The 24505-nt window shown below is 72.1% G+C and carries 23 protein-coding genes; 8 read left to right on the top strand and 15 right to left on the bottom strand.

Annotation, left to right across the window (positions count from 1 at the left end):
- The 4 genes from DLJ59_RS25205 to rimP form a co-directional block, all read right to left on the bottom strand.
- Nucleotides 1–210 (bottom strand): translation initiation factor IF-2 N-terminal domain-containing protein (locus DLJ59_RS25205; protein ID WP_148096967.1); only part of this gene is annotated, 210 nt, incomplete at its 3' end.
- 93 nt (nt 211–303) lie between these two features.
- On the bottom strand, nt 304–636 hold the full coding sequence (locus DLJ59_RS25210) for a YlxR family protein (protein WP_091400374.1): 333 nt from the start codon (nt 634–636) through the stop codon (nt 304–306).
- 16 nt (nt 637–652) lie between these two features.
- Nucleotides 653–1696: a transcription termination factor NusA gene (gene nusA / locus DLJ59_RS25215; protein ID WP_124775149.1), complete on the bottom strand. Its 1044-nt coding sequence runs from the start codon at nt 1694–1696 to the stop codon at nt 653–655.
- Entirely contained in the window at nt 1693–2382 is a 690-nt protein-coding gene (rimP, locus tag DLJ59_RS25220) for a ribosome maturation factor RimP (protein WP_124775151.1), read from the bottom strand. The genes nusA and rimP overlap by 4 nt, the downstream gene beginning before the upstream one ends.
- Before the next feature lie 154 nt (nt 2383–2536).
- On the opposite strand from rimP, the gene DLJ59_RS25225 reads away from it, so the two are divergent.
- From DLJ59_RS25225 to DLJ59_RS25255, 7 genes are all read left to right on the top strand, one after another.
- Nucleotides 2537–3064, top strand: a complete 528-nt coding sequence (locus tag DLJ59_RS25225; RefSeq protein ID WP_244236221.1) for a hypothetical protein — start codon at nt 2537–2539, stop codon at nt 3062–3064.
- The gene (locus DLJ59_RS25230; RefSeq protein ID WP_124775155.1) at nt 3061–3498 is read left to right on the top strand and encodes a ferritin-like domain-containing protein; all 438 of its coding nucleotides are present in this window, start codon (nt 3061–3063) and stop codon (nt 3496–3498) included. Before DLJ59_RS25225 ends, DLJ59_RS25230 begins: the two co-directional genes overlap by 4 nt.
- Before the next feature lie 52 nt (nt 3499–3550).
- A complete protein-coding gene (locus DLJ59_RS25235; RefSeq protein WP_124775157.1) occupies nt 3551–4141 on the top strand; it encodes a PadR family transcriptional regulator in 591 nt (196 codons plus the stop codon).
- Nucleotides 4114–4872, top strand: coding sequence for an ABC transporter ATP-binding protein (locus DLJ59_RS25240; RefSeq protein ID WP_124775159.1), 759 nt, complete (start codon nt 4114–4116; stop codon nt 4870–4872). Before DLJ59_RS25235 ends, DLJ59_RS25240 begins: the two co-directional genes overlap by 28 nt.
- Complete coding sequence (locus DLJ59_RS25245) at nt 4869–7646, top strand: FtsX-like permease family protein (protein WP_208648832.1); 2778 nt, start codon at nt 4869–4871, stop codon at nt 7644–7646. The genes DLJ59_RS25240 and DLJ59_RS25245 overlap by 4 nt, the downstream gene beginning before the upstream one ends.
- 73 nt (nt 7647–7719) lie before the next feature.
- Complete coding sequence (locus DLJ59_RS25250; RefSeq protein ID WP_124775161.1) at nt 7720–8220, top strand: nitroreductase/quinone reductase family protein; 501 nt, start codon at nt 7720–7722, stop codon at nt 8218–8220.
- A 151-nt stretch (nt 8221–8371) separates the two neighbouring features.
- Nucleotides 8372–9109 carry a nucleotidyltransferase domain-containing protein gene (locus DLJ59_RS25255; RefSeq protein WP_124775163.1) on the top strand — a complete coding sequence of 246 codons (738 nt, stop codon included), beginning with the start codon at nt 8372–8374 and terminating at the stop codon, nt 9107–9109.
- A 9-nt stretch (nt 9110–9118) separates the two neighbouring features.
- On the opposite strand, the gene DLJ59_RS25260 is transcribed toward DLJ59_RS25255, so the two are convergent.
- Both DLJ59_RS25260 and map read right to left on the bottom strand, forming a co-directional pair.
- Nucleotides 9119–9832, bottom strand: a complete 714-nt coding sequence (locus tag DLJ59_RS25260) for a VIT1/CCC1 transporter family protein (RefSeq protein WP_124775165.1) — start codon at nt 9830–9832, stop codon at nt 9119–9121.
- Complete coding sequence (gene map, locus DLJ59_RS25265) at nt 9829–10686, bottom strand: type I methionyl aminopeptidase (RefSeq protein WP_124775167.1); 858 nt, start codon at nt 10684–10686, stop codon at nt 9829–9831. The genes DLJ59_RS25260 and map overlap by 4 nt, the downstream gene beginning before the upstream one ends.
- 95 nt (nt 10687–10781) lie before the next feature.
- On the opposite strand from map, the gene DLJ59_RS25270 reads away from it, so the two are divergent.
- Nucleotides 10782–11096: an STAS domain-containing protein gene (locus DLJ59_RS25270; protein WP_208648833.1), complete on the top strand. Its 315-nt coding sequence runs from the start codon at nt 10782–10784 to the stop codon at nt 11094–11096.
- Nucleotides 11097–11158: 62 nt separating this feature from the next.
- Here DLJ59_RS25270 and DLJ59_RS25275 read toward each other — a convergent pair whose 3' ends face one another.
- The 9 genes from DLJ59_RS25275 to DLJ59_RS25315 all read right to left on the bottom strand — a co-directional run bounded on the left by DLJ59_RS25275 (nt 11159) and on the right by DLJ59_RS25315 (nt 24475).
- A complete protein-coding gene (locus DLJ59_RS25275; protein WP_124775169.1) occupies nt 11159–14818 on the bottom strand; it encodes a SpoIIE family protein phosphatase in 3660 nt (1219 codons plus the stop codon).
- Nucleotides 14819–14999: 181 nt separating this feature from the next.
- The gene (locus DLJ59_RS25280) at nt 15000–15221 is read right to left on the bottom strand and encodes a hypothetical protein (protein ID WP_244236222.1); all 222 of its coding nucleotides are present in this window, start codon (nt 15219–15221) and stop codon (nt 15000–15002) included.
- Nucleotides 15214–15924 (bottom strand): gamma-glutamyl-gamma-aminobutyrate hydrolase family protein, encoded by a 711-nt coding sequence (locus DLJ59_RS25285; RefSeq protein WP_244236224.1) that lies wholly within the window; start codon nt 15922–15924, stop codon nt 15214–15216. Before DLJ59_RS25285 ends, DLJ59_RS25280 begins: the two co-directional genes overlap by 8 nt.
- Before the next feature lie 164 nt (nt 15925–16088).
- A complete protein-coding gene (locus DLJ59_RS25290) occupies nt 16089–16856 on the bottom strand; it encodes a 3-oxoacyl-ACP reductase (RefSeq protein WP_030489498.1) in 768 nt (255 codons plus the stop codon).
- A 5-nt stretch (nt 16857–16861) separates the two neighbouring features.
- Complete coding sequence (locus DLJ59_RS25295) at nt 16862–18208, bottom strand: aldehyde dehydrogenase family protein (protein ID WP_425271459.1); 1347 nt, start codon at nt 18206–18208, stop codon at nt 16862–16864.
- A gap of 119 nt (nt 18209–18327) precedes the next feature.
- Complete coding sequence (locus DLJ59_RS25300) at nt 18328–19692, bottom strand: glutamine synthetase family protein (RefSeq protein WP_124775175.1); 1365 nt, start codon at nt 19690–19692, stop codon at nt 18328–18330.
- A gap of 159 nt (nt 19693–19851) precedes the next feature.
- On the bottom strand, nt 19852–21405 hold the full coding sequence (locus tag DLJ59_RS25305; RefSeq protein ID WP_124775177.1) for an amino acid permease: 1554 nt from the start codon (nt 21403–21405) through the stop codon (nt 19852–19854).
- A gap of 357 nt (nt 21406–21762) precedes the next feature.
- Nucleotides 21763–22263, bottom strand: a complete 501-nt coding sequence (locus DLJ59_RS25310) for a DUF456 domain-containing protein (RefSeq protein ID WP_124775179.1) — start codon at nt 22261–22263, stop codon at nt 21763–21765.
- Nucleotides 22264–22309: 46 nt separating this feature from the next.
- Nucleotides 22310–24475, bottom strand: coding sequence for a putative bifunctional diguanylate cyclase/phosphodiesterase (locus tag DLJ59_RS25315; protein WP_124775231.1), 2166 nt, complete (start codon nt 24473–24475; stop codon nt 22310–22312).
- Nucleotides 24476–24505 lie beyond the last annotated feature (30 nt).

The following is a 24505-nucleotide window of genomic DNA, read 5'->3' on the forward strand; positions in this document are numbered from 1 at the left end:
GGCGAGTGCCCACGACATCGAGGTGGCGGCCGGAGCCGGGGAACCGGCGGACGCGACGAATGCGTTACGCAGCCGCCGGGCGACGGGCGCCTCGACGGTGCTGGACGCGGACTTCACGAACTCGCCCATTTCCTTCAGCTTGGCGAGAACGGTCTTACTCTCGACCCCGAGCTCTTTTGCAAGCTCGTGTACGCGGGCCTTGCCTGCCACTGCACTCCTCACTCCGAGGTCGTGCGGGCAGCACCCGCAGCGACCTCACTCGTGCACTTGAAGCCTGGTCATTTCAGGGACTTCATCGTGTGCTCATGTCGGTCGTCCTACCCTGCTAGCGACCCTCGCCCGGTCGGGCTGACCGGACGTAGTGGTTGGCGCATCGACGTGCTCTGCCAGCACACCGTGGTCAAGGACCTCGGTGCTGCGCAGCGCACGCCCAAAGGCGCGGCGCCGCACCGCCAGCGCGAAGCAGGCCGGATCCGGGTGCATGTTCGCTCCCCGACCCGGCAGCCTGCGGCGTGGATCAGGCCGGAGGCTGTGACCAGCCTCGTCCCTGACCGCGACGATCCGCAGCAATTCGCTGGCCGGCGCACGTTGCCGGCAACCCACACAGGTGCGCTCCGGCTGCGCGCGTCGTACCACTGGAGGAAGTCTACCCCTAGCTACCCGAGATCGCGCCGCCCGGCTCCCGCACGTGATCAGTTACCCCACGCGCCGCCGGCGCGGCCTGCTCCGCATCGGAGCGAATGTCGATCCGCCAACCGGTCAATCGGGCCGCGAGTCGGGCATTCTGCCCCTCCCGACCGATCGCGAGCGAGAGCTGGAAGTCGGGAACGGTCACCCGGGCGGCTCGACCGGCCAGGTCGACCACCTCGACCCGCAACGCCTTGGCCGGCGACAACGCGTTGCCGACGAAGGTGGCCGGGTCGTCCGACCAGTCGATGATGTCGATCTTCTCACCGTGCAGCTCGCTCATCACGGCCCGCACCCGCTGACCCATCGGGCCGATACAGGCGCCCTTTGCGTTCACCCCAGGGGTGGTGGAGCGGACGGCGATCTTCGTGCGATGGCCCGCCTCACGGGCGATCGCGCCGATCTCCACGGTGCCGTCGGCGATCTCCGGCACCTCCAGGGCGAACAGCTTCTTCACCAGAGCCGGATGCGACCGGGACAGGGTGATCTGCGGCCCGCGCATGCCCTTGGCCACATGCACCACGACACACCGGACCCGCTCGCCGTGGGCGTACCGCTCACCCGGCACCTGCTCGGACTGCGGCAGCACGCCCTCCAACTTGCCCAGGTCGACGCTGACGATGCCCTTCTCGGTACGCGTCTCGTGCGCCTGCACCACGCCGGTGACCAGGTCACCCTCGCGGCCCACGTACTCACCGAAGTGCACCTCGTCGGTGGCCTCCCGCAACCGCTGGAGGATCACCTGCTTGGCGGTCATGGCGGCGATCCGGCCAAAGTCGTGCGGGGTGTCGTCCCACTCCCGCACCAGGCTGCCGTCGGCGTCGAGCTCCTGCGCGTACACCAGGGCGGCGCCCGACTTGCGGTCGATCTCCACCCGGGCGTGCGGCTCGGCCCCGTCGGTGTGCCGGTAGGCGGTCAGCAACGCGGTCTCGATCGCCGCGAGAATCGTGTCGAACGGGATCTCCCGCTCGCGCTCGAGTGCGCGCAGCGCCGCGAGGTCGATGTTCACCTCTCCTCGTCCTCCACATCATCTTCGTCGTCGATGTCGTCTGAATCGTCGATCTCGTCGGAATCGTCCGCGTCGTCGAACTCGTCGTCCGGCTCGCCGAGCTCGGCGAGCCGGGTGAACTCGACCTGCACGCGGCCGGGGCCCAGTTGGGCGTACGCCCAGGCGGCACGGCCGTCGTCGGTCTCCAGGTGCACGCCCTCGTCGTCGGTCGCGACCACCCGACCGGTCAGCTGACGGTCACCGGCGGGCCGCTCGCCCCGCTGGCCGGGCAGCGCGGCCGCGCCCCGGACGGTGACCTTGACCAGCCGGCCCACGTTGCGCCGCCAGTGGCGGGGCAGGGTGAGGGGCCGGTCGACGCCGGGCGAGCTGACTTCCAGCTGGTACTCGCCGGCGACGATGTCGCCACCGGTCTCCTCCGCGGCGTCCAGCGCGGCCGAGACCGCGCGGGAGACGTCCGCGACGGCGTCCAGGTCGATCCCGCCGTCGGTGTCCACCATCACCCGCACCACGTGTCGGCGGCCGGCCCGGGAAACCGACAGGTCCTCCAGGTCGTAGCCGGCGTCGTTGACCACCGGCTCGATCACGGCCCGCAGTCGGGCCCGCCGCGCGGCGAGGTCACCGCCGCGGGGAGCCGCGGCGTCGCGGGGTCGACCCGTCGGCCTGGTGGCACGGCCACGCTGCGTCATCTCCGCACCCTCTCCCTGGTCAACGGGGGACGTCGTCCCGCCATGCCGGCACGCCACCGGAGTGGACACGCCGGTGGTTGCGCAGAGCGTAACGCGCCTGCCCGGCGGCGGACCGGGCGGCGCACCGACGCCGGTGACCCCCGGACCGGCGCGCATGGTGTTGACTTGGCCGGTGGGGATCGGCAGAACGACTCAGCGCGACCAAACATCCGGACATTCCCGGCGAAAGCTCTTGAGCGCCGGGGCGCTGCTGGTGCTCGGTGGCGCCGTGACGCCGCTGACCGGCTGTGATCTTTTCGACCGCGACGACCAACCGGCCCCACCGCCCGACCCGCTGCGGCCGATGGTGGACGAGTCACTCGCGCTGGCCGCCGCGTACCGGGCGAGCGCGACCGCGCATCCCGAACTCGCCGACCGGCTCAACCCGATCGCCGAGACGCACACCGCGCACGCCACCGAACTGGCCCGGGTGATCGGCGTGACCCTGCCCTCGCCGGCCTCCGCCGCCCCGACCACCGCACCGGCGGCCGATCCGAACAGCGCACGCGCCGGCCTACGGGCGCTGGAGAAGACCGCCCAGCAGTCCGCCACCGCCGCCTGCGCCGCGGCACCCGCGGAACGGGCCGCACTGCTCGGGTCGATCGTCGCCGCCCGAGCCACTCACCAGGAGGCACTCAAGTGAGGCAGCCGTCCGCCGGGGAGGCGCTCGCCTCCGCCCTGTCCGCCGAGTACGCGGCCATCTACGCCTACGGACGCATCGGCGTCCGGCTCACCGGAGCGGCGCGGGACGCGGCACGCCAGGCGGAGGCTGCGCATCGCCGCCGACGCGACGCGCTGGTGGTGCAGCTCACCACGGGCGGTGGCGTCGTCCCACCGGACCGCGCCGGTTACGCGCTGCCGTTCCCCGTCACCGACCGGGCCAGCGCCCTGCGGCTCGCCGCCGAGATGGAGGAGCGCACCGCCGCGCACTGGCGGGCCGCCCTGGCATCCACCACCGGCGCCGATCGGGACCAGGCGCTGGCTGCCCTGGTCGAGTACGCCGTGCGGGCCACCAGGTGGCGGAAGACGGCCGGGTCGACCCCGCTTACTGTCCCGTTTCCCGGACGACCAACCTGAACCGGTCTGTTCCGGTTGCGGTACGCATACCAGGTATGCATACTCCGTTGCCATGTCCATCCGTCACGGGTTGCTCGCCCTGCTCGAACGCGGCCAGATGTACGGCTACCAGCTACGCGCCGCGTTCGAGGAGTCGACCGGCTCGACCTGGCCGCTGAACATCGGGCAGGTCTACACCACGCTGTCCCGGCTGGAACGGGACGGTCTGGTGCGCCCGCTGCCGGAGAGCGAGGCCGGGCAACGCCCGTACGAGATCACCGACGCCGGCCGGGCGGACCTGGCACTGTGGTTCGCCACCCCGATCAGCCGTACCGACCGGCCCCGCGACGAACTGGCGATCAAGCTGGCGCTGGCGCTCACCACCCCCGGCGTCGACGTCCGGTCGGTGGTGCAGGCGCAGCGCAGCGCGACGATCCGGGCCCTTCAGGAGTTGACCCGGTTGAAGTACGGCAGCAACCGGCCGGAGGACCTCCCCTGGCGCCTCGTGCTGGACTCGATGGTGTTCCAGGCCGAGGCCGAGGTGCGCTGGCTGGACCACTGCGAGACCAGCCTGGTCCGGCACCGGCCCAGCGCCCCGGCGCCGCCCGGTGACGCCGACGCGCGGGACGCGGCTCGATGGGCCGGCGAGGAGGCACGACGGTGAGCGGGTCGGACGACGCGGTGCTGGAGCTACGCGCCGTCCACCGCACCCACGGCAGCGGGCCGGCGGCGGTGCACGCGCTGCGCGGCGTCAGCCTGGTCGTCCGGCCCGGCGAGCTGGTCGCCGTGATGGGGCCGTCCGGCTCCGGTAAATCAACACTGCTGGCGCTCGCCGGCGGATTGGACCGGCCGACCGGCGGCGAGGTCCGGGTCGAGGGGCAACCGCTGGGGGCGCTGGACCGCCGCGGGCTGGCCCAGCTGCGCCGCCGCCGGATCGGCTACATCTTCCAGCAGCTCAACCTGCTGGGCAGTCTGAGCGCGGTGGAGAATGTGGCGCTCCCGCTGGAACTCGACGGGACCAGCGGACGGCGGGCCCGCGCGCTGGCCATGGCCGCGCTCACCGAGGTGGGTCTGCCCGCGTTGGGTGACCGCTTCCCGGACCAGCTCTCCGGCGGGCAGCAGCAGCGGGTGGCGATCGCCCGCGCGCTGGTGGGTGAACGCCGGCTGGTGCTCGCCGACGAGCCCACCGGGGCGTTGGACTCCCAGACCGGCGAGGCGGTGCTGCACCTGCTGCGGCGCCGGATCGACGCGGGTGCCGCCGGAGTGCTGGTCACCCACGAGGCGCGGCACGCCGGCTGGGCCGACCGGGTGGTGTTCCTCCGCGACGGCGTCCTGGTCGACACGACGGCACCGCTGGGCAGTGTCGAGCAGTTGCTGTCCGGCAGCGACCGGTGATCATCCGCCGTCCGACGCGGGCCCCCGGTCGGGCCGACACCGCGACACCTCGGCCCGTCACGCCGTCCGCCCCGGTCGGCCGACGGCGCTTCGCCGAGCTGACCGGCTCCTGGCGGGCGGCGCTGCGGATCGCCCGGCGGGAGTCACGCCGGTCCCGGGGCCGGACCCTGCTGGTGCTCGCGATGATCGCCATGCCGGTGGCGGCGCTGGCCTTCCTGGCGGCGAGCTACGACATGGCCGAGCTGACCCCACAGGAACGCATCGACCGCCGGCTCGGGGTGGCCGACGCCCAGTTGCAGTGGATCGCCGACGCCCCGGTGGCGCAGGACGAGTGGGGTGAGGGCTGGTACACCAGCGACGGCGGGCCCTCCTCGAAGGTGACTGCGGCCCAGGTGACCGCACTGCTGGGGCCGGGCAGCCGGGTCACCGAGGTGCGTCCGCGCGTCCCGCTGACCCTGCGCGGCCCGGACCGCGACGAGGTCGTGAACGCTCAGGTGCTCGACCTCACCGACCCGTTGGCCCGCGGCCTGGTGCGGTTCCGGGCCGGCCGGGCACCGCGGCAGCCCGGGGAGGTCGCGGTCAGTCCGGCGGCGCTGCGCCGCTTCGACCTGCGCCTGGGCCGTGCCGTGGCCACCGCCGACGGGAGCAGGGCGTACACGGTGGTGGGGGTGGTCGAGTTTCCCGACGACCTCGGGCCGGTGGTGGCGTTACACCCGGGGGCCGTGCCCGCAACCGGTCCGCAGCCGGACAGCGTCTGGCTGGCGGACCTGCCCGGCACAGTGGACGCCGCGTTGGTGTCCCGACTCAACAACCTGGGAGTGGTGGTCGCCGCCCGACACCCGATCGGCCCGGCGACCGCAGCGAACCGGACGTGGCTCGGATCGATCCGGCCGAGCGACGCCAACGACCTGAGCACCGGTGTCCTCATCGCCGGCCTCGGGCTGCTGGAGGTCGTCCTGCTGGTCGGGCCGGCCTTCGCCGTCGGCGTCCGTCGCCGGCGGCGGGATCTGGCGCTGGTCGCGGTGGCGGGCGGGGACGCCGGCCAACTCCGCCGGGTCGTACTGGCCGACGGTGTGGTGCTGGGTGTGCTGGGGGCCGCCGCCGGCCTGCTGGTCGGCGTCGGCGCGGCGTTCGCCGGTCGCCCGCTGATGGAGCAGTACGTCTTCAGCGCCCGCTTCGGCGGCTACCGCTGCTGGCCGACAGCGCTGGTGCTCCTCGCTGGTGTCGCGGTGCTGGCCGGGGTGCTCGCCGCACTGGCGCCGGCCTGGACCGCCGCCCGACAGGACGTCAGCGCCGGGCTCGCCGGGCGACGGACGCCCGCGCAGTCGCGGGGCCGGTGGTTGGCGCTCGGCGTGACGCTGGTGGCCGGCGGGGCCGGGCTGGCGGCGTTCGGGGCCACCCGGACTTCCCCGGCGGTGATCCTCACCGGGTTGATCCTCGGCGAGTTGGGCCTGGTCTGCTGCACTCCCACGCTGCTCGGGGCGTTGGCCCGCCTTGGTCGGGTGTTGCCGCTGGCGCCACGGATCGCGCTGCGTGATGCCAGCCGCAACCGGTCCGCCGCGGCACCTGCCATCTGCGCCGTGATGGCCGCCGTCGCCAGCAGCGTGGCCCTCGGCGGATACCTGGCCAGCGACGGCGCCCGCGACGCGCGTGCCTACCAACCGGCGCTGCCGACCGGCCACGTACTGGTCAACCCGATGAGGTCGGCCGGGCAGCCCACGCTGGCCCAGGTCACCGACGCGGCCCGGAGTCAGTTCGGGGTCGACGCGGTCGCCCTCGTGCAGTCGGCGAGTTGCGGGGCGGGGCGCACTGGTTACTGCGACATCGCACCAGTGCTCCCGCTGACCCGGGCCTGCCCCTGGCAGCCCGGCGTTGAACTCCCCGCGGCGCAGCGCCAGCAGGCCCGGGCCGACCCCCGCTGCCAGTTCCGCGAGACGAACTACTTCGGCGGCTACGTGGAACCCGGAGTCGACGACGGGACCGCGCTCCCCCTGCTCACCGGCGTGGACCCGGCGACGACCGCCGCCGCCACGGCCGTGCTGCGCGCCGGCGGCGTGGTGGTGACCGACCCGCGTTACCTGCACGACGGCCTGGTCACCGTCCGGGTCAGCGAGGTGGAGGCCAGCCCGAACCGGCCGATCACCGACCACGACCTTCCGGGGTACGCGCTGCCCCGGGCGACCGGCCAGCCTCGTCTGCTGCTGTCCACCGCCGCGGCCCGACAGCTCGACCTGAGCTGGTCTACGACCGGTTGGGTGATCGGCACCACGACCCCGCCCGACGAGGAGCAACAGGCCCGGTTCGCCGCCGCCCTGCGGCCCTTCGGGACGCTCTCGCTGAGCGTGGAGAACGGCGGCCCTCCGCGCGACCTCTCACCGCTGCTGCTGTTGCTCGCGGCGGCGGCCGGGCTGATCACGGTGGGCGCGGCCGGGATCGCCACCGCGCTCGCCGCCGCCGAGGGGCGCGCCGAACTGACCACCCTCGCGGCGGTCGGCGCCGCCCCGGGGGTACGCCGACTGCTGGCGATCTGCCAGGCCGGCGTCATCGCCGGTCTCGGTTCGGTGCTCGGCATCGTGGCGGGCCTCGGCACCGCCGCGATCGTGCTGGTGTCGGTGAACCGGCAGTACGCCGGCGACTGGCCGGTACCCGATCCGTACCCCTTTCTGGTGCCGTGGCCCGCGCTCGGGGTCCTGGTGCTGGTGCCGGTGGTGGCGATGTTCGGGGCGGGCCTGTTCACCCGGGCCCGGCTGCCGATCGAACGGCGGCTGGACTGACCGATCCTGGGGGCTACCGAAAGGGACCACGCAGGGGTGCCGCCGGGGCCGGGCAGCCGGCAGACTGATCGGCGTGTCAGTGCTGGGAAGAGTCACCCGTCGGCTCGGTCATCATCGTTGGTTCGGCTCGGCCGCGCGTCTGTTGGTCCCCGCCGATCGGGTGGTCGGTCGCCTCACCCGGGGCCGGGTGGTCGCGCTCGGCCTGATCCCGTCTCTGGTGATCACCACGACCGGCCGCCGCTCCGGCAAGCCTCGCAGCAATCCGCTGGTCTACGTGCCCGACGGTGACGCGTACGTGGTGATCGGCTCCAACTGGGGGCAGACCCACCACCCCGGTTGGGCGATGAACCTGCTCGCCGATCCCGCCGCCCAGGTGGACGTGAAGGGCCGGCGGATCGCGGTGCGGGCCGAGCGGGCGACCGGCGCCGAACGGGACCGGTTGTGGCAGTTGCTGGTCACCGAGTGGCCGGCGTACCACACGTACGTGCAACGGGCCGGCGGCCGGGAGATCCACATCTTCCGGCTGGCCCCGACCGGGCGCGGCGCACCCGAGGGTCCGCCGTCGGCTGGCTAGGCTGACGCCTGGTAGCCAAGGCGAGGCGATCCCGTGAGCGCGAGGAGTGAGCCGGGGTTGCGAGCCCCGCAGTCGCGAACAAAGGCGGACCCGTGAGCGCGAGGAGTGAGCCGGGGTTGCGAGCCCCGCAGTCGCGAACAAAGGCAAGCCCATGAGCGCGAGCAGCGAGCAGGCCGGTGCCGACCGGGGTCTCGACGATCGACGGTGGATGGTCGCGGAGCGGGTCGCCGGGGCGGTCCGGCGGCGGTTCCCGGCCGATGTGCTCGCGATCGCGGTGCACGGGCCGCTGGCGCACGGTGACGACGACGGCGGCGGGGACCGCGAGGCGGGCATGCTGGTGGTGACCTATCGACCCGGGACCGGGCCGCCGCCGGCGACCCGGCGGGTGGACGGGGTGCTCGTCGATCTGACCGTGGCCGCCGCCGAGGACTACCTGGCGCAGGCCAGGGTGCTCTCCCCGCTCTGGCCGCTGACCGCCGACCGGTACGTCACCACGCAGGCGTTGCACGATCCGACGGGTTGGTTGCGGACGCTGCGCGACGAGCATCTGGGCCGGCTGGCCCGGGCCCGGCCGGCGGAGTTCAGCACCGCGGCCCGGCAGGCGTGGTACCGGGGCAGCGCGGCGCACTCCCGGGCGGCCCGGCTCGCCGAGTGGTACGAGACCGATCAGGCTCTGCTGATGCTCGGTGAGGCCCGGCTGGCGGCGGCCACGGTGACCGGCCTGCTGAGTCGCACCTACTTCCGGGACCCGGGGGACGCGGTGCGGCGCACCGGGTTGGCCGGCGCGGACATGACCGAGGTGGGTGTGGTGTTGGCCCGGCAGGCCGAGGAGTTGGCGGCCCGTGGTCGTGCGGTCGACGGCACGGTCGACGAGCTGCTCAGCACCTGAGGCGGCGCGTCACAGCCCGCCCGGTACGCCGATCAGCGAGCCGATCAGGTAGGTGGCCCCGGCCGCCGCGGCGCCCAACAGCAGCTGGCGCAGCCCGCTGGTCCACCAGGGACGGTTGGTGAAGCGGGCCACCACGGCACCGGCGACGAACAGCCCGAGCCCGCCGACGGCGAGGGTCAGCCAGAGTTCGGTGGCGCCGAGCAGGTACGGCAGCAGCGGGATCAGTGCGCCGATCGAGAAGAACAGGAACGACGAGATGGCCGCGGCCCACGGGCTGGGTTGGTCGTCGGGGTCGACGCCCAACTCCTCGCGGACGTGCACCCGCAGCGCCTCCTCCGGGTCGCGCCGCACCGCCTCGGCGACCTGGGTGGCGAGGTCCCGGGGCAGGCCGCGGGCCACCCACGCGTCGGCCAACTCCCGCGCCTCCGCCTCGGGGTGCCGTTCCAGTTCCCGTCGTTCCTTTGCCACCTCGGCGGCGACCTGCTCGTTGGCGGAGCGCACGCTGGTGTACTCGCCGAGCCCCATCGAGATCGCACCGGCCACCAGGCCGGCGGTGCCGGTGAGCACGATGTTGCGGGGCGACACCCCGCCACCGCCGACGCCGGCGATCAGGGCGATGTTGGTGACCAGGCCGTCCATCGCGCCGAAGACGGCGGGGCGCAGCCAGCCGCCGGAGACGTCCGCGTGGTGCGCCTCGCGCAGCGCCGCTGGGGTGTCGGTCACGGCAGGGTCAGGATTTCGTGGCCGTCGTCGGTCACCACGATGGTGTGCTCGAACTGGGCCGTCCACTTCCGGTCCTTGGTGACCACGGTCCACCCGTCGTCCCACATGTCGTACTGGTAGGTGCCGAGGGTGATCATCGGCTCGATGGTGAACGTCATGCCCGGCTCCATGATGTCGGTGGGGCGCGGGCTGTCGTAGTGCGGCACGTAGAGGCCGCTGTGGAAGGCCTCGCCGATGCCGTGGCCGGTGAAGTCGCGGACCACGCCGTAGCCGAACCGCTTGGCGTACGACTCGATGACCCGGCCCACGACGTTGATCTGGCGGCCCGGGGCGACGGCGCGGATGCCGCGCATCATCGCCTCGTGGGTCCGCTCGACCAGCAGCCGGGCCTCTTCGCTGACCTCGCCGACGCAGAAGGTGGCGTCGGTGTCACCGTGCACCCCACCGATGTACGCGGTCACGTCGACGTTGATGATGTCGCCGTCCTGCAGGACCGTGGAGTCCGGGATGCCGTGGCAGATGACCTCGTTGAGGCTTGTGCAGCAGGACTTCGGGAAGCCCTTGTAACCCAGCGTCGACGGGTACGCGCCGTGGTCGCAGAGGAACTCGTGGACCACCTTGTCGATCTCGTCGGTGGTCACGCCGGGCTTGCAGTGCTCGCCGGCGAGTTGGGTCGCCTGGGCGGCGAGCCGGCTGGCGATCCGCATCTTCTCGATGGTCTCCGGCGTCTGCACGTGCGAGCCACGCCACTGGATCGGGCGCGTCTTGCCCACGTACTCCGGTCGGGCGATCTGGGGTGGCACCGGTCGCATCGGGGAGAGCGTGCCTGGTGTCAGCGGCGGGCGGACGGTCATGCCGTAAGCCTATCGCCGGGACCGCTGGTGAGCCGCGCCACGGCCGCCGGGTGGAGGTTGTTGCCCTGCCAGGGCGGCTGTGCCATGGTGTCTGCGTGGATCAAGGGGGAGCACCGCCCGTCTTCTCCGCCACCGCCGAGATCGACGGTGGCCATCTCCACGTGGTGGTGGCCGGTGAGGTCGACATGGCGACCGCGGACACGATGCTCCAGACGGCCCTGCGCGAGCCCGCCGGCAAGATCACTCTCGACCTGAGCGCTGTCACCTTCTTCGACTCGGCCGCCATCCACGCCCTGGTCCGGCTCGCCCAGCAGGTTCCGGGCACGCTCACCGTTCGTCCGTCCCAGCAGGTTCGTCGTGTGCTGGAGATCTCCGGCCTCGGTGAGCAGAGCTGGCTCGACCCGGCCTAGGGCCGGCGTCACAGTCCTCGGTCGAGCCGGCCGACGCCCCCCGGCCGCAGCCGGGCGCCCGGTCAGTCCCGCAGCTGCCGGCGCAGCGTCACCTCGGTGCCCTCATCGGTACGCCGCACCGTCAGGTCGCCCAGCGCTCTGATCAGGGCCAGGCCGCGACCCCGGAAGCCGGAGCCGGTCGACTCCCGCCACTGCCCGCTGTCGCGCACGGTGGCCGTCACCGTCCGATCCTCGATGGCCACCTCCACGCTGATCATGGCCTCGGCGGGTTGGACCGGGTGCTCGATGGCGTTGGCGGCGGCCTCGGAGACGGCGACGGTCAGGTCGAACAGGTCAGTTTCGCCGACGGAGTGCGCGACCAGGAAGTCCTCCAGCCGCTTGCGTAGCACGCTGAGCCGGGTCGGGTCCGCCGGTAGCCGCAGCGCGAAGCGGTTCAGCTCCGCCGCCTCCAGGGCGAGGACCGCCACGTCGTCGCGGCGCGGCCGGCCGGTGACCCGCTCGACCACCGCGTCGATCAGATCCACCACGTGCTCACTCGGGGTGGCCGCGTCCACGCGGAGCTGGGCCAGTGAGGCATCAATGCCGAGCTGACGGTCCTCGATCAGCCCGTCGGTGTAGAGCAGCAGTCGACTCCCGGCCGGCAACTCCGTCTCGGTCGACTCGTACGTCGCAGCCGAGAGGGCGCCGACCGGTGGACCGAGCGCCCGGTCGTGCAGGAACGCCACGTCGCCTCCGGTGATCAACAGTGGGGACGGGTGGCCGGCGCTCGCGTACCGCAGCCGACCGGTGCGGGGGTTGAACAGCAGGCAGACCACTGTCGCGAAGGACCGGCCCTCGGTGGAGCCGACCAGGCGGTTGAGGCGGGTCAGTGACTCACCCGGGTCGAAGCCCTCCAGCACGTACGCCCGCAGCGCGTTGCGCAGCTGCCCCATCGCGGCGGCGGCCCGGACGCCCTTACCGACCACGTCCCCGATGACCAGCACCAGTTCGTCGCCGTTCAGCGCGATCGCGTCGTACCAGTCGCCGCCGACCTCGACGTCGGCGCTGCCGGGCAGGTAACGGCTGGCCACCACCGCGCCGGGCAGTTGGGGCAGCGACCGGGGCAGCAGGCTGTGCTGCAGGGTGGTGGCGATGCGGTGTTCGGCCTCGTAGAGCTGGGCGTTTTCCAGCCGCACCCCGACCAGCCGGGCCAGCTGCGTCAGCGCGGCGTCGTCGGCCTGCGCCTCGTCGCCGTCCGCCCGCCAGACCTGCAGCTCACCGAGTTGCCGGCCGGTGGTGCCGGTCAGCTCGGCCACGAAGGACGGGTCGGCGGCGGCGGTGCCGCCACCGTCCGCTTCGAAGCGCGCCCCGGCCGTTGTGACCACCACCCGAGCCGCCTCGGCGAGGCTCAACGCGTGCCGGGCGGCGACCTGGAGCACGTCGGCTGTGGACCGGGCGGTGTTCACCGCCACCGCCGCGTCGGCCAGCGCCCCGAGCCGGCGGATGATCTGCCCGCGCAGCTGGCCCAGCTCCACGTTGGCCCGCACCCGGGCGATCAGCTCCTGCGCGGAGAACGGCTTGGTGAGGTAGTCGTCGGCACCGACGGCGAGGCCGGCGACGGCCTCCGCGGAGCCGGCGCGGGCGGAGAGCAGCACGATCGGCACATGCCGGGTACGCGGGTCCGCGCGCAGCGCGCTGACCAGCCCGAACCCGTCCAGCCGAGGCATCATCACGTCGGTGAGCACCAGGTCGAAGCCGCCCTCGCGGGCCAACGGCAGGGCATCGAGCCCGTCGTTCGCGGTGACCACGTCCCAGGTCGGCGAGAGTAGCCGGCTGACGTGCTCTTGCAGGTCGGCGTTGTCGTCGACGACCAGGATCCGGCCAGCCGGAGGGCCCTTCGTCAGCCGACGGTCGACCTCGGGTGTCGGCGCGACACCGGCCCACAGCGCGGTCTCCGCCACGAAGAGCCGGGCCTGCTCGGGCTCACCCAAGGGCAGCGGGTCGAACGCCACCACCCGGTCCGCCGGCAGGTGCGCCGAGCCGAACGGAACTGTCACGGTGAGGGTGCTGCCCCCGTCGACCTGGCTGGTCAACCCCACCTGACCGCCGTGCATCTCGACCAACTCCCGGACCAGCGCGAGGCCGATGCCGGTGCCTTCGTGGGTGCGTGCCCGCACCCCCGGCACCCGGTGGAACCGTTCGAAGACGTGCGGCAGTTCCTCCGGGACGATGCCGATGCCGGTGTCCGTCACCTCCAGCCGGGCCGCGCCCTCCACGGCCTGGACCCTCACCCGGATCTCGCCGTCGAAGGTGAACTTGACAGCGTTCGACACCAGGTTGAGGACGATCTTCTCCCACATGTCCCGGTCGACGAAGACCGGCGTCGGCAGGGGCGGGCAGTCCACCACCAGCCGCAACCCGGCCCGGTCGGTGGCTGAGCGGAAGGTGCTGGCCAGCCGGGCGGTGTAACCGGCGAGGTCGGTGGGCTGGTAGCGGGCGGCCAGCCGGCCGGACTCCAGCCGGGAGAAGTCCAGCACCGTGTTGACCAGCTTGAGCAGGCGCAGCGCGTTGCGGTGCATCATGCTGAGCCGGTCGGTTTCGGTGGCGGGCAGCTCCGGGTCGGCCAGCATGTCCTCCAGCGGGCCGAGCACCAGGGTCAGCGGGGTGCGGAACTCGTGGCTGACGTTGGCGAAGAAGTTGGTCTTCGCCCGGTCCAGCGCGGCCAGCTCGGCGGCCCGGGCCCGCTCCTCCTCGTACGCCCGCTGGGTGGCGACCGCCCGGGAGATCTGGGCGGCGACCAGGCCGAGGAAGTCGCGGTAGTCGTCGTTGAGCGGCAGCTGGCGGGCCACGCCGACGACCAGCACGCCAACCGTCTGGTTGCTCGCCGTGAGCGGCAGCACGAGGGCCTGGTCGGCGGCGTCGACCGGCAACGCGTCGAGCAGACCGGCCACCTCGACCGTGGCGGGCGCGCCATCGGGTGTCAACCGGGCGAGCAGCTGCGAGGTGACATCGGCGGCGGGAGGGGTGGTGCCGGTGCGACCGGCAAGGGTGAGCTGGCCGTCGCCGTTGACCAGATAGATCAGGGCGAAGGGCAGGTCCGCCCGGTGCCGGCCGAGCACCCCGGCGGCTGTCCGGCCCAGTTCCGCGGCGCTGCCGATGTCGCTCAGTTCGGCGCCCAGTTCGGAGAGCGCTCGCAGCCGGCGTTCGCCGAGCACCCGCCCGGTGGTCTCGCTGACGATGCAGTAGACGCCACTGACCGAGCCGTCGTCACCCCGGATCGGATCGTACGAGACGTTGAAGTAGGTCTGCTCGACGAAGCCGTGCCGGTCCAGCAGAAAGGGGTGGTCCTCGCCCCGATAGGAACGTCCGGTGCTCCGGACGCCGTCGAGCAGCGGACCGAGCACCGCCCACGTCTCCGCCCAGTACGCGCGGGCCGGTTGACCGATCACGTCTGGGTGTTTGCCGCCGATGGTCGGCCGGTAGGCGTCGTTGTAGAAGGCCAACTGCTCGTCGCCCCAGAACATGACGATCGGTGCACTGGAGGCGAGCATCATCCCGACCGCGGTGCAGAGCGCCGGGGGCCACTGACCGGGCTCACCCAGCGGGCCGGCGGACCAGTCGAAGGAGGCCAGCCGCTCACCCATCTCACCGCCGGCCGCGAACGCGGCGGCCAGCAACGGAGGGTTCTCGCGGCCGGACAGGGCGGCAGGCCCGATGTCAGCGCCCCCCTGGGCCGAGCTCATGCAGCCTCCCGCTCCGGCCGTACCCCTCGACCGTTGATCTTCACCCGCCGTGCTCCGACTTGTACCCAAGCGGACCGGCAACGTAACGCATCACGACGGTCTGACGCTGGTTACCTACGCCTGAGCGGTCGGGCACCGGACAGTACGGAGAACGGCGGTGGCCGGAGCGCGCCCTGCCGAGTCAGAAGACCGGCAGCCCGTCGATGCTCGCCGCGTTCTTGGCGGCCCGGTAGACGGCCAGGTCGTCGGTGCTGCGGCGGGAGTGTGAGGTGAGCAACAGATCGCGTTCGGCCCGGAAGTCCATCAGTGGCACCGCGTATCCGCAGGAGTCACTGACCCGCTCCACCTCGACCGTGATGACCTCCCACCGGCGCCAGCGACCGGCGGGGGCGATCTCAGTCACACCCCCGGCCAGCGGCCCGCACCAGCGCCGTGATCGAACGGGGCTCCCGCTCATTCTCCGGATGCCACTGCACCCCGAGCACGAACGGCCGGGCCGGGTCCTCCACCACCTCGACCACGCCGTCCCCCGCCCAACCGGTCACCGTGAGCCGACCCGGATCGGCAACCGCCTGGTGGTGGTACGAGTTGACCTCTTCGACCCCCGCCAACACCGAGGCGGCCAGGCTCCCCGGCGCGAACCGCACCGGGTGGGTTCCGTACACGCCGGGCGCCGGACGGTGCGCCTCGTGACCCACCACGTCCGGCAGGTGCTGGTGCAGGGTCCCGCCGTACGCGACCGCGAGCAACTGCATGCCCCGGCACACGCCCAGCACCGGCACCTCGGCGGCGAGCGCGGCGGCCAACAGGGTCAGCTCGCCGGCGTCCCGGTCCGGCCGGTCCTCGGTACGCGGGTCGGGCGGCTGGCCGTACCGCCCCGCACCGACGTCCGCGCCACCGGCCAGCAACAACCCGTCGAGGACACCCACCACGTCCGCGTCCACGTCGTCGGGCGGCAGCACCACCGCCCGGCCACCCGCGGCCGTCACCGCCCGGGTGTACGCCTCCGGCACCAGCACCGCCCGCACCCCCCGCCAGACAGCCCAGTCGGCGGGCTCGACGTACGCGCTGACCCCGATCAGCGGCCGCCTTCCCCCGGTCGGCACTGTTCGCGACCGCGGGGTACGCGGACCCGGCTCACTCCTCGCGCTCACAGAGCCGGCAGCGTTTCGCGACTGCGGGGCTCGCAAACCCGGCTCACTCCTCGCGCTCACAGAGCCGGCAGCGTTTCGCGACTGCGGGGCTCGCAAACCCGGCTCACTCCTCGCGCTCACAGGGGAGTGACGTAGGCGCCCGTGATGCCACCGTCGACCACGAACTGCGCGGCGGTCATGAACGAGGCGTCGTCACTGGCCAGGAACGCCACCGCGGCGGCGATCTCCTCCGGTTGCCCGAAGCGACCCATCGGCACGTGCACCAGCCGGCGGGCGGCCCGTTCCGGGTCGGCGGCGAACAGTTCCAACAGCAACGGGGTGGCCACCGGGCCGGGACAGAGCGCGTTCACCCGGATGCCCTCACGGGCGAACTGCACACCCAGCTCCCGGGTCATCGCCAGCACCCCGCCCTTGCTGGCGGTGTACGCGATCTGCGAAGTCGCCGCGCCCATCAGCGCCACGAACGACGCGGTGTTGATGATCGAGCCCTTGCCCTGCCTGCGCATGTGCGGAATGGCGTACTTGCAGCACAGGTAGACGCTCGTGGTGTTGACCCGCAGCACCCGCTCCCACGCGTCCAGGCCGGTGTCCAGGATGGAGTCGTCGTCCGGGGGTGAGATGCCGGCGTTGTTGAACGCGATGTCCACCCGGCCGTGCCGGTCGGCCACCCCGTCGAACAGGTCGCGTACCGCCGACTCGTCGGCCACGTCGGTGGCCACGAACTCGCCGCCGCACTCCTCGGCCGCCTTCGTGCCGGCCGCCGCGTCGATGTCCACGCAGACCACCCGGGCCCCCTCGGCGGCGAACCGCCGCACGGTGGCCAACCCGATGCCGCTGCCCGCTCCGGTGACCACTGCCACCCGGTCCTGCAACCGACCCTGCACTGGCCTCACTCCTCTGTCGCGATGAACACGTTCTTGACGTCCGTGAAGGAGTGCAACGCGTCCGGGCCCAGCTCACGGCCGAGGCCGGAGCGTTTCATCCCACCGAACGGGGTCCAGTAACGCACCGAGGAGTGCGAGTTGACGCTCAGGTTGCCCGAGTCGACGGCACGGGCCAGGCGCAGGGCCCGACCGACGTCGCGGGTCCAGATCGAGCCGGAGAGGCCGTACTCGGTGTCGTTGGCGAGCCGGACCGCGTCCGCCTCGTCGTCGAACGGGAGGACCGAGACGACCGGGCCGAAGATCTCCTCCCGCCAGTGCCGGTCGGCCGGCGAGTCGGCCAGCAGCACCGTGGGCGCGTGCCAGAACCCGGGGCCGTCGGGGCAGGAGCCGGTGAAGGCGACGGTCGCCCCGGTCAGGTAACCGGCGACCCGGTCCCGTTGGGCGGCGGAGATCAGCGGGCCCATCTCGGCGGTGTCGTGGGACGGGTCCTCGACCCGCACCGCGCGTACCGCTGGTTCGAGCAGTTCCAGGAACCTGTCGTACACCGGCCGTTGGACCAGGATCCGCGACCGTGCGCAGCAGTCCTGGCCGGCGTTGTCGAAGACCGCGCCCGGCGCGGTCGCGGCGGCGCGTTCCAGGTCGGCGTCGGCGAACACGATGTTCGCGCTCTTGCCACCAAGCTCCAGGGTGAGTCGCTTCACCTGGGCGGCGCAGCCGGCCATGATCCGGGTGCCGACCTCGGTGGAGCCGGTGAAGCAGATCTTGCGGACCGCCGGGTGGGTGACGAACCGCTCGCCCACCACCGCGCCCTCGCCTGGGACGACGGTGAACACGTCGTCGGGCAGGCCCGCCTCGCGGGCCAGCTCGGCCAGGCGCAGCGCGGTGAGCGGGGTCAGCTCGGCGGGTTTGAGCACCACGGTGTTGCCGGCGGCGAGCGCCGGAACGAACCCCCAGGCGGCGATCGGCATCGGGAAGTTCCACGGCACGATCACGCCGACCACGCCGAGTGGCTCGTGGAAGGTGACGTCCAGGCCACCGGCCACCGGGATCTGCCGCCCGGTCAGCCGCTCCGGGGCCCCGGCGTAGTAGTCCAGCACGTCGCGGACGTTGCCGGCCTCCCAGCGGGCGTTGCCGATGGTGTGCCCGGAGTTGCGCACCTCCAGCCCGGCCAATTCCTCCACGTGCGCGTCGACGACAGCGGCGAACCGCCGCAGCAACCGAGCCCGATCCCCCGCCCCAACGGCCCGCCACGTCTCGAAGGCCCGCGCGGCCCGGGAAATGGCCGCGTCCACCTCAACCACCGACGCCCCGGATACCTCCCGAAACCCCACCCCAGAAGCCGGATCCACCAGCACTGTCACGCCCCTACCCCCACCCCTGCACGATCGTGCAGTTGTTGTCCCGACAGGAGCCGTCGACCACCACAGACCGCCGACACACAGTGCACGATCGCGGAGGATGGGAGCGGGGGTCAGAGGCGTTCGAAGCCACGGTTCAGCTCCCAGTCCGTCACCGCCGCGTCGTACGCCGCGATCTCCACTCTTGCCTGGTTGGCGTAGTGGGCCACCACCTCGTCGCCGAACGCCTCGCGGGCCACCTCGGAGTCTTCCCACAGCGCCAGGGCGTCACGGAGGGTGCCGGGGACACGCTCGGCCTCCGGGTCGTCGTACGCATTGCCGGTGCACTCCTCGCCCAGCTCCAACTCCCGCTCGACGCCGTGCAGCGCGCCGGCGACCAGCCCGGCGATCGCCAGGTACGGGTTGACGTCGGCGCCGGGCACCCGGTTCTCCACCCGCATGCCCTGCCCGTGCCCCACGACCCGCAGCGCGCAGGTGCGGTTGTCCACCCCCCAGCGCAGCGCAGTCGGGGCGAACGATCCCGGCTGGTACCGCTTGTAGGAGTTGATGTTCGGGGCGAAGAGCAGACTGAACTCCCGCATGGTGGCGAGCAGCCCGGCGAGCACCCGCTGCCCGGTCTGCGACAGGTGCGCCGGCCCGTCGCCGAGCATCGCCGAGTCACCGTTGTGGTCACGCAACGAGAAGTGGATGTGGCAGGAGTTGCCCTCCCGCTCGTTCGGCTTGGCCATGAACGTGATCGCCATCCCCTCCTGGGCGGCGATCTCCTTGGCCCCGTTCTTGTAGATGACGTGGTGGTCGGCGCAGGCGATCGCCTCGTCGTAGCGGAAGGCGATCTCGTGCTGGCCGAGGTTGCACTCACCCTTGGCGCTCTCCGGCGTGAGCCCGGCACCGGCCATCTCCGTGCGGATCCGGCGCAGCAGCGGCTCCACCCGGGCGGTGCCGAGCAACGAGTAGTCGACGTTGTACTGATTGGCCGGGGTGAGGTCGCGGTAGCCACGCCGCCAGGCGTCCTCGTACGAGTCGCGGAACAGCACGAACTCCAACTCGGTGCCGGCGTACGCGGTCAACCCGCGCTCGGCCAGCCGGGCCAGCTGCCGGCGCAGGATCTGCCGGGGCGAGGCGACCACGTCACCCGAGCCGTCCAGCCAGGTCAGGTCGGCCAGCAGAAGGGCAGAGCCGGGCTGCCACGGCATCCGGCGCAGGGTGTCGAAGTCCGGCACCATCGCGAAGTCGCCGTAGCCGCGTTCCCAGCTCGACATCGCGTACCCGTCGACGGTGTTCATGTCCACGTCCACGGCGAGCAGGTAGTTGCACCCCTCGCTGCCGTGCTCGACGACCTGGTCGAGGAAGAAGGGCGCGTGAAACCGTTTGCCCTGTAGGCGGCCCTGCATGTCGACCAGGGCCAGCACCACGGTGTCGATCTCACCCTCGGCAACAGCGACCCGCAGTTGTTCCAGCGTGAACGGGGCTTTCGTCATTCGCGGGCCTCCATCACCAAGGTCTACTGGCAAACCGGACCACCGTCAATGCCCCGACCCGCCGGGGCGCGAAACCGGGGAGTACGCCCGCGCCGGTGGCTTGAACTCTCGCCGGACGGAACCTGGACGAGTTCGGGATCTCTCCTCGACGGTCACCGATCACTCACGACGTTCGTCGACAGTGCGGACCGGGCCGGTGAACCATTTGCGGGCCGAGGCGTACCACCAGACGGCGACGACCAGCAGCACCCCGCCCACGGCCAGCGGCGCGTAGTTCACCGCCGACCAGGTGAATTCGTCATTGCCGGGCACCCCGGACGGCACGATCGGCAGCACGAAGTAGACGGCGATGATCGCGATCTCGATCACCGCGATCCAGCCGAGCAGCTTGTACTTGCGGCCGAGCGTCCACGGCCCGGGGACGAACCGGTCGCCCATCCGCAGTCGGAGCGCGATCGGGATGAGGAACGACAGGTAGAGCCCGAGCACCGCCACCGAGACCACCGCGTAGAAGGCGATCGGGATGCCGGCGGAGCTCTCGTAGAGCGCCGGCAGGGTCAGCACCAGCCCGGCCAGGGTGGCGCCGATGATGGCGTTGACCGGGGTGCCGTTGCGGTCGACGGTCGACCAGAGCCGCCAACCGGGCACCGCCCGGTCCCGGCTGAACGCGTACGCCATGCGGCTCATCGAGGTCACGCAACTCATGCCGCAGAAGAACTGGCCGATGGTGGAGATGATGATGACGATCTTGAAGAAGACCGGGGTCAGTGCCGACTCGAAGATGGCTCCGGAGAAGCCGCCAGCGGCATTGACCGCCTCGACGTCGGTGGCCGCGAAGAGAAACGCCAGCAGCAGGATCCAGCCACCGACCGCCGAGTAGAAGATCGACTGCCAGAGTCCGCGGGCCGCGGCCTGCGAGGCGCCCCGGGTCTCCTCGGACACGTGCGCGCAGGCGTCGAAGCCGGTGATCGTGTACTGGGTCAGCAGGAAACCCAGCGGAAGCACGTAGAACCAGAACGTCAGCCCGCCGATGTCCCCGTCACCGAAGCCGGAGTTGTTGAACCGCTCGGTGAACACGAACTGGAAGCTCTGGTGGTTGTCCGGCACGAAGACCAGGATGGCCACCACGACGGCCGCGCCGGCCACGTGCCACCAGACCGAGACGTTCTGGAGTACGTCGATGATCCGGTGCCCGAAGATGTTGATCAGCCCGTGCAACACCAGGATGATCACGAAGAGGATGAACGCCTGCCGCAGCGTCCCGGCCCAGCCGTCGAAGAGCGCCGACAGGGTGAGGTTGAGGAACGTCGCACAGCCGTAGTCGACCGAGGCGGTGACCGCGACCAGACCGATCAGGTTCAGCCAGCCGGTGAACCAGCCGTGCACCGGACGGCCCATTGTCGCCGCCCACCAGTAGATCCCACCCGCGGTCGGGTACGCCGACACCAGCTCCGCCATGCAGAAGCCGATGATCAGGATGAACAGTGAGATCAGCGGCCAGCCCCAGGAGATGGCGACCGGTCCGCCGTTGTTCCACGCCTGACCGAAGGTGGTGAAGCAACCGGCCAGGATCGAGATGATCGAGAAGGAGATGGCGAAGTTGGAGAAGCCACTCCACTTGCGGCGTAGCTCCTGTTTGTAGCCGAGTTCAGCGAGCCGCCGGGCGTCGTCGTCCATCGGTTGCTCGGCGGTCGGCACGGGCGTCGTGGCCACTGCACACCTCCCTGAGGTGGTTCCGCGTGCGAGTGGGCAAAGTGTCGACCCGGACGATCAAGGCGGTCAATACGTAGTCGGTGGGAATCTCACCGCCACCGGGCTAATTGCGTTGCCGTCCGGCCGCCCCGGCCCGCATCCTGAACCGGTGACCAGGCCCGATCAGGGCCGACCCGCCGGGCACTCGGACCGCCCGGCCCACGGCGCGGGGCACGCCTCTCTCTCACGTACGAGCATTCCGCCGTACCCAAAAGTGCCCCGCGCCCCCTCTCCCCTCGTGATCAAGAGGTTTGCGTCAAACGAGGCCCGGAATCTGACGCAAACCTCTTGATCACCGCCGGGAAAGGAGGCTGGGGGTCAGGTTAGGAGGAGGCCGGCTACCCAGAGGGCGGCGATCAGGAGGCCGGCCAGGAACTCCACGAGCATCGACAGGCCGGCGGCCTTCAGGGCCTGCACCGTGGACGGCCAGGCGAGCTGGTTGCTGCCCAGCCGCAGCCGCTCCGCCGCCCACACCCCGGCCACGAAGCCGAGCACCAGGCCGACGACCGGCACCACGAAGAACCCGATGATGCCGAGCACCCCACCGGCGAGCAGCGTGGACGTCGGCACACCGGTGCGCTTCAGGTTCCGGCCGGGCCACGCGTACTTGATCACGGCGCCACTCGCGGCGACCAGGGTGACGGCGGCGAACACCGCCCAGCCACCCAGGCCGGCACCGCCGAACACGGCCCAGAGCAGCACGCCACCCCAGCACAGCGGCAGCGCCGGCAGACCGGGCACCACCACGCCGGCCAACCCGGCCAGGATGGCCAGCCCGGCCACCACGGTCACCACCGTCTGCGAGTCCGTCAGGTCCACGCCGCCACCCTCCACCGCCACCGTCCAGACCGGACCGGCACCCCGCTCACGCCGGCACTCCGCCGCCGCGCAGCCGGGCGGTGATCACGTCGGCCGGGGCCGGGGCGCCGAAATACCGGCCCTGCCCGGTGTCGCAGCGCAGCGCCCGCAGCCGTTCGGCCTGCACGCCGGTCTCCACCGCCTCGGCCGTGACCCACAGCTCCAGGGCGTGCGCCAGCCGGACCAACGCGTCGACGATCCGTTCGTCGCGGTGGTCGGCCGCCACGTCGGTCCCGTCCGCGCGGATGCCCTCGACGAACGGCCCGGCGAGTTTCAGGCAGTGGATCGGCAACCGGCGCAGGTACGCCAGGTTGGAGTACCCGGTGCCGAAGTCGTCCACGGCCAGCCGGACGCCGAGCGCGGCGAGCCGGTGCAGGCTGCGCAGGGGTTCACCGGCGCTGCCCATCACCGCGCTCTCGGTCAGCTCCAGTTGGAGCAACTCCGCGGGCAACCCGCTGGTGCGCAGCGCGTCGGCCACGGTGTCCACGATGGCCGGTTCGTCGGCCTGCCGCGCGGCCAGGTTGACGCTGACCACCAGCTTGGCGTGCGGGAACTCCCGCCACCACCGTTCGGCGTCCGCGCAGGCCTGCCGCAGCACCCACTCGCCGAGCCGGACGATCAGGCCGGTCTCCTCGGCCAGGCCGATGAACCGGTCCGGCCCGATCAGGCCCAGCTCCGGGTGCTCCCAGCGGACCAGCGCCTCCACCGCGAGCATGGTGCCCTCCAGCAGCGACACGATCGGCTGGTAGTGCAGCACGAACTCGCCCCGGTCCAGTGCGGCGGGCAACCCGGCGACCAGCGCCGAGCGGGCGATGTCGCGGGCGCCGCGCTCGGGGTCGTAGACCGCCCACCGGCCCCGGCCCGCCGCCTTGGCCCAGTAGAGCGTGGTGTCCGCGGCCTTCATCAGCTCCGACGCGGTGGTCTCCGAGGCGGGGCACTGCACGATGCCCACACTGGCCGATACGGCCAACTGGTGCTCACCGACGTGCACCGGGGCGGCGACGGCGGCCAGCGCGGCCTCCGCGACGGCGACCGGGTCATCGGTGTCGTCTCCCCCGTCGACGAGGATCACGAACTCGTCGCCCCCCATCCGGGCGACCAGGTGGCCGTGGTCGGCCACGCACGCGGCCAGCCTCCGGCCGATCATCACCAGCAGCCGGTCGCCCAGGTCGTGGCCGAGACTGTCGTTGATCGCCTTGAAGCCGTCCAGGTCGAGGAAGCACACCCCGACCCGCTGCCCGACGTCCGCGGTGTCGAGCACCCGCCCCAAGGTCTCGAAGAAGAGCGTCCGGTTGGGCAGCCCGGTCAGCGGGTCGTGCAGCGCCTGGAAGCGCAGCCGCTGCTGGAGTTGGTACCGCTCGGTGATGTCCTCCATCATCGCGACGGTGAATCGCGGCCGGCCCTCGTGGCGGATCAGCGAGACAGCCAGATCCGTCCAGACCACGCTGCCGTCCTTGCGGTAGTAGCGCTTCTCCACCCGGGCCGCGTCGTGCTTGCCCTCGACCAACTCCTGGTAGAGCTCCCACATCCCGGCGGCGTCGTCGGCGTGGAACAGCGCCGCCACGTTGATCTCGCGCAATTCCTCGATCGAGTAGCCGAGCATGTCCGCGAACGCCTGGTTGACGTCGATGATCCGGCCGTCCACGCCGGCGATCCCGATCCCGATCGCGGCGCCGGTGAACACCGCCCGGAACCGGGCCTCGCTCTCGCGCAGCGCCTGCTCGACCTCGTCACGTGCCTGCCAGGCCGACCGGGCGATCCGCTCCTGCTGGCTGAAGGTGCGGTCGCGCAGCGCACGGGCGAACCCGGCGGCCAGCCCGCCCTGCAACGCCGCGATCCGGTCGGCGAGGTCGGCCGGCCGGTCACCGTCGCACAGCACCCGCCGCCCGAAGGTCGCACCGAGCGCGTGCAGCGTCCACTCCAGGGCCTGCGGCTCGGTGAGGTGCGCCTCCACCAGGGCCCGCCCGACCTCCTCGGCCGGGCGCGCGCTGAACGGCTCCGCCCGTACCGCCTGGGCCAGCCGGATCGTCTGCACCAGCAGCAGCCGCTCGGTCTCGGCCAGGCTGAGCGGCACGAAACCGAGACGGCGCACCGCGCGGGCCCAGTCGGCGGCGTACCCCTGGGTTTCGGCCCGGCGAACATCCACCCCGCCGGGGTTCCGGCGGGCACCGATCCCGCCGGGGTCCCGGCCGGCATCGACCCC

The sequence above is a fragment of the Micromonospora inaquosa genome (genome assembly GCF_003857055.1).
In the GTDB taxonomy this organism is placed as follows: domain Bacteria; phylum Actinomycetota; class Actinomycetes; order Mycobacteriales; family Micromonosporaceae; genus Micromonospora; species Micromonospora inaquosa.

Bases quoted from the DNA above. Each gene is read 5' to 3' on its own strand.
- rimP (WP_124775151.1), bottom strand. From the start codon at position 2,382: ATGACGCAGCGTGGCCGTGCCACCAGGCCGACGGGTCGACCCCGCGAC.
- DLJ59_RS25225 (WP_244236221.1), top strand. From the start codon at position 2,537: ATGGTGTTGACTTGGCCGGTGGGGATCGGCAGAACGACTCAGCGCGAC.
- DLJ59_RS25235 (WP_124775157.1), top strand. From the start codon at position 3,551: ATGTCCATCCGTCACGGGTTGCTCGCCCTGCTCGAACGCGGCCAGATG.
- DLJ59_RS25240 (WP_124775159.1), top strand. From the start codon at position 4,114: ATGGGCCGGCGAGGAGGCACGACGGTGAGCGGGTCGGACGACGCGGTG.
- DLJ59_RS25255 (WP_124775163.1), top strand. From the start codon at position 8,372: ATGAGCGCGAGCAGCGAGCAGGCCGGTGCCGACCGGGGTCTCGACGAT.
- map (WP_124775167.1), bottom strand. From the start codon at position 10,686: ATGACCGTCCGCCCGCCGCTGACACCAGGCACGCTCTCCCCGATGCGA.
- DLJ59_RS25275 (WP_124775169.1), bottom strand. From the start codon at position 14,818: ATGAGCTCGGCCCAGGGGGGCGCTGACATCGGGCCTGCCGCCCTGTCC.
- DLJ59_RS25300 (WP_124775175.1), bottom strand. From the start codon at position 19,692: ATGACGAAAGCCCCGTTCACGCTGGAACAACTGCGGGTCGCTGTTGCC.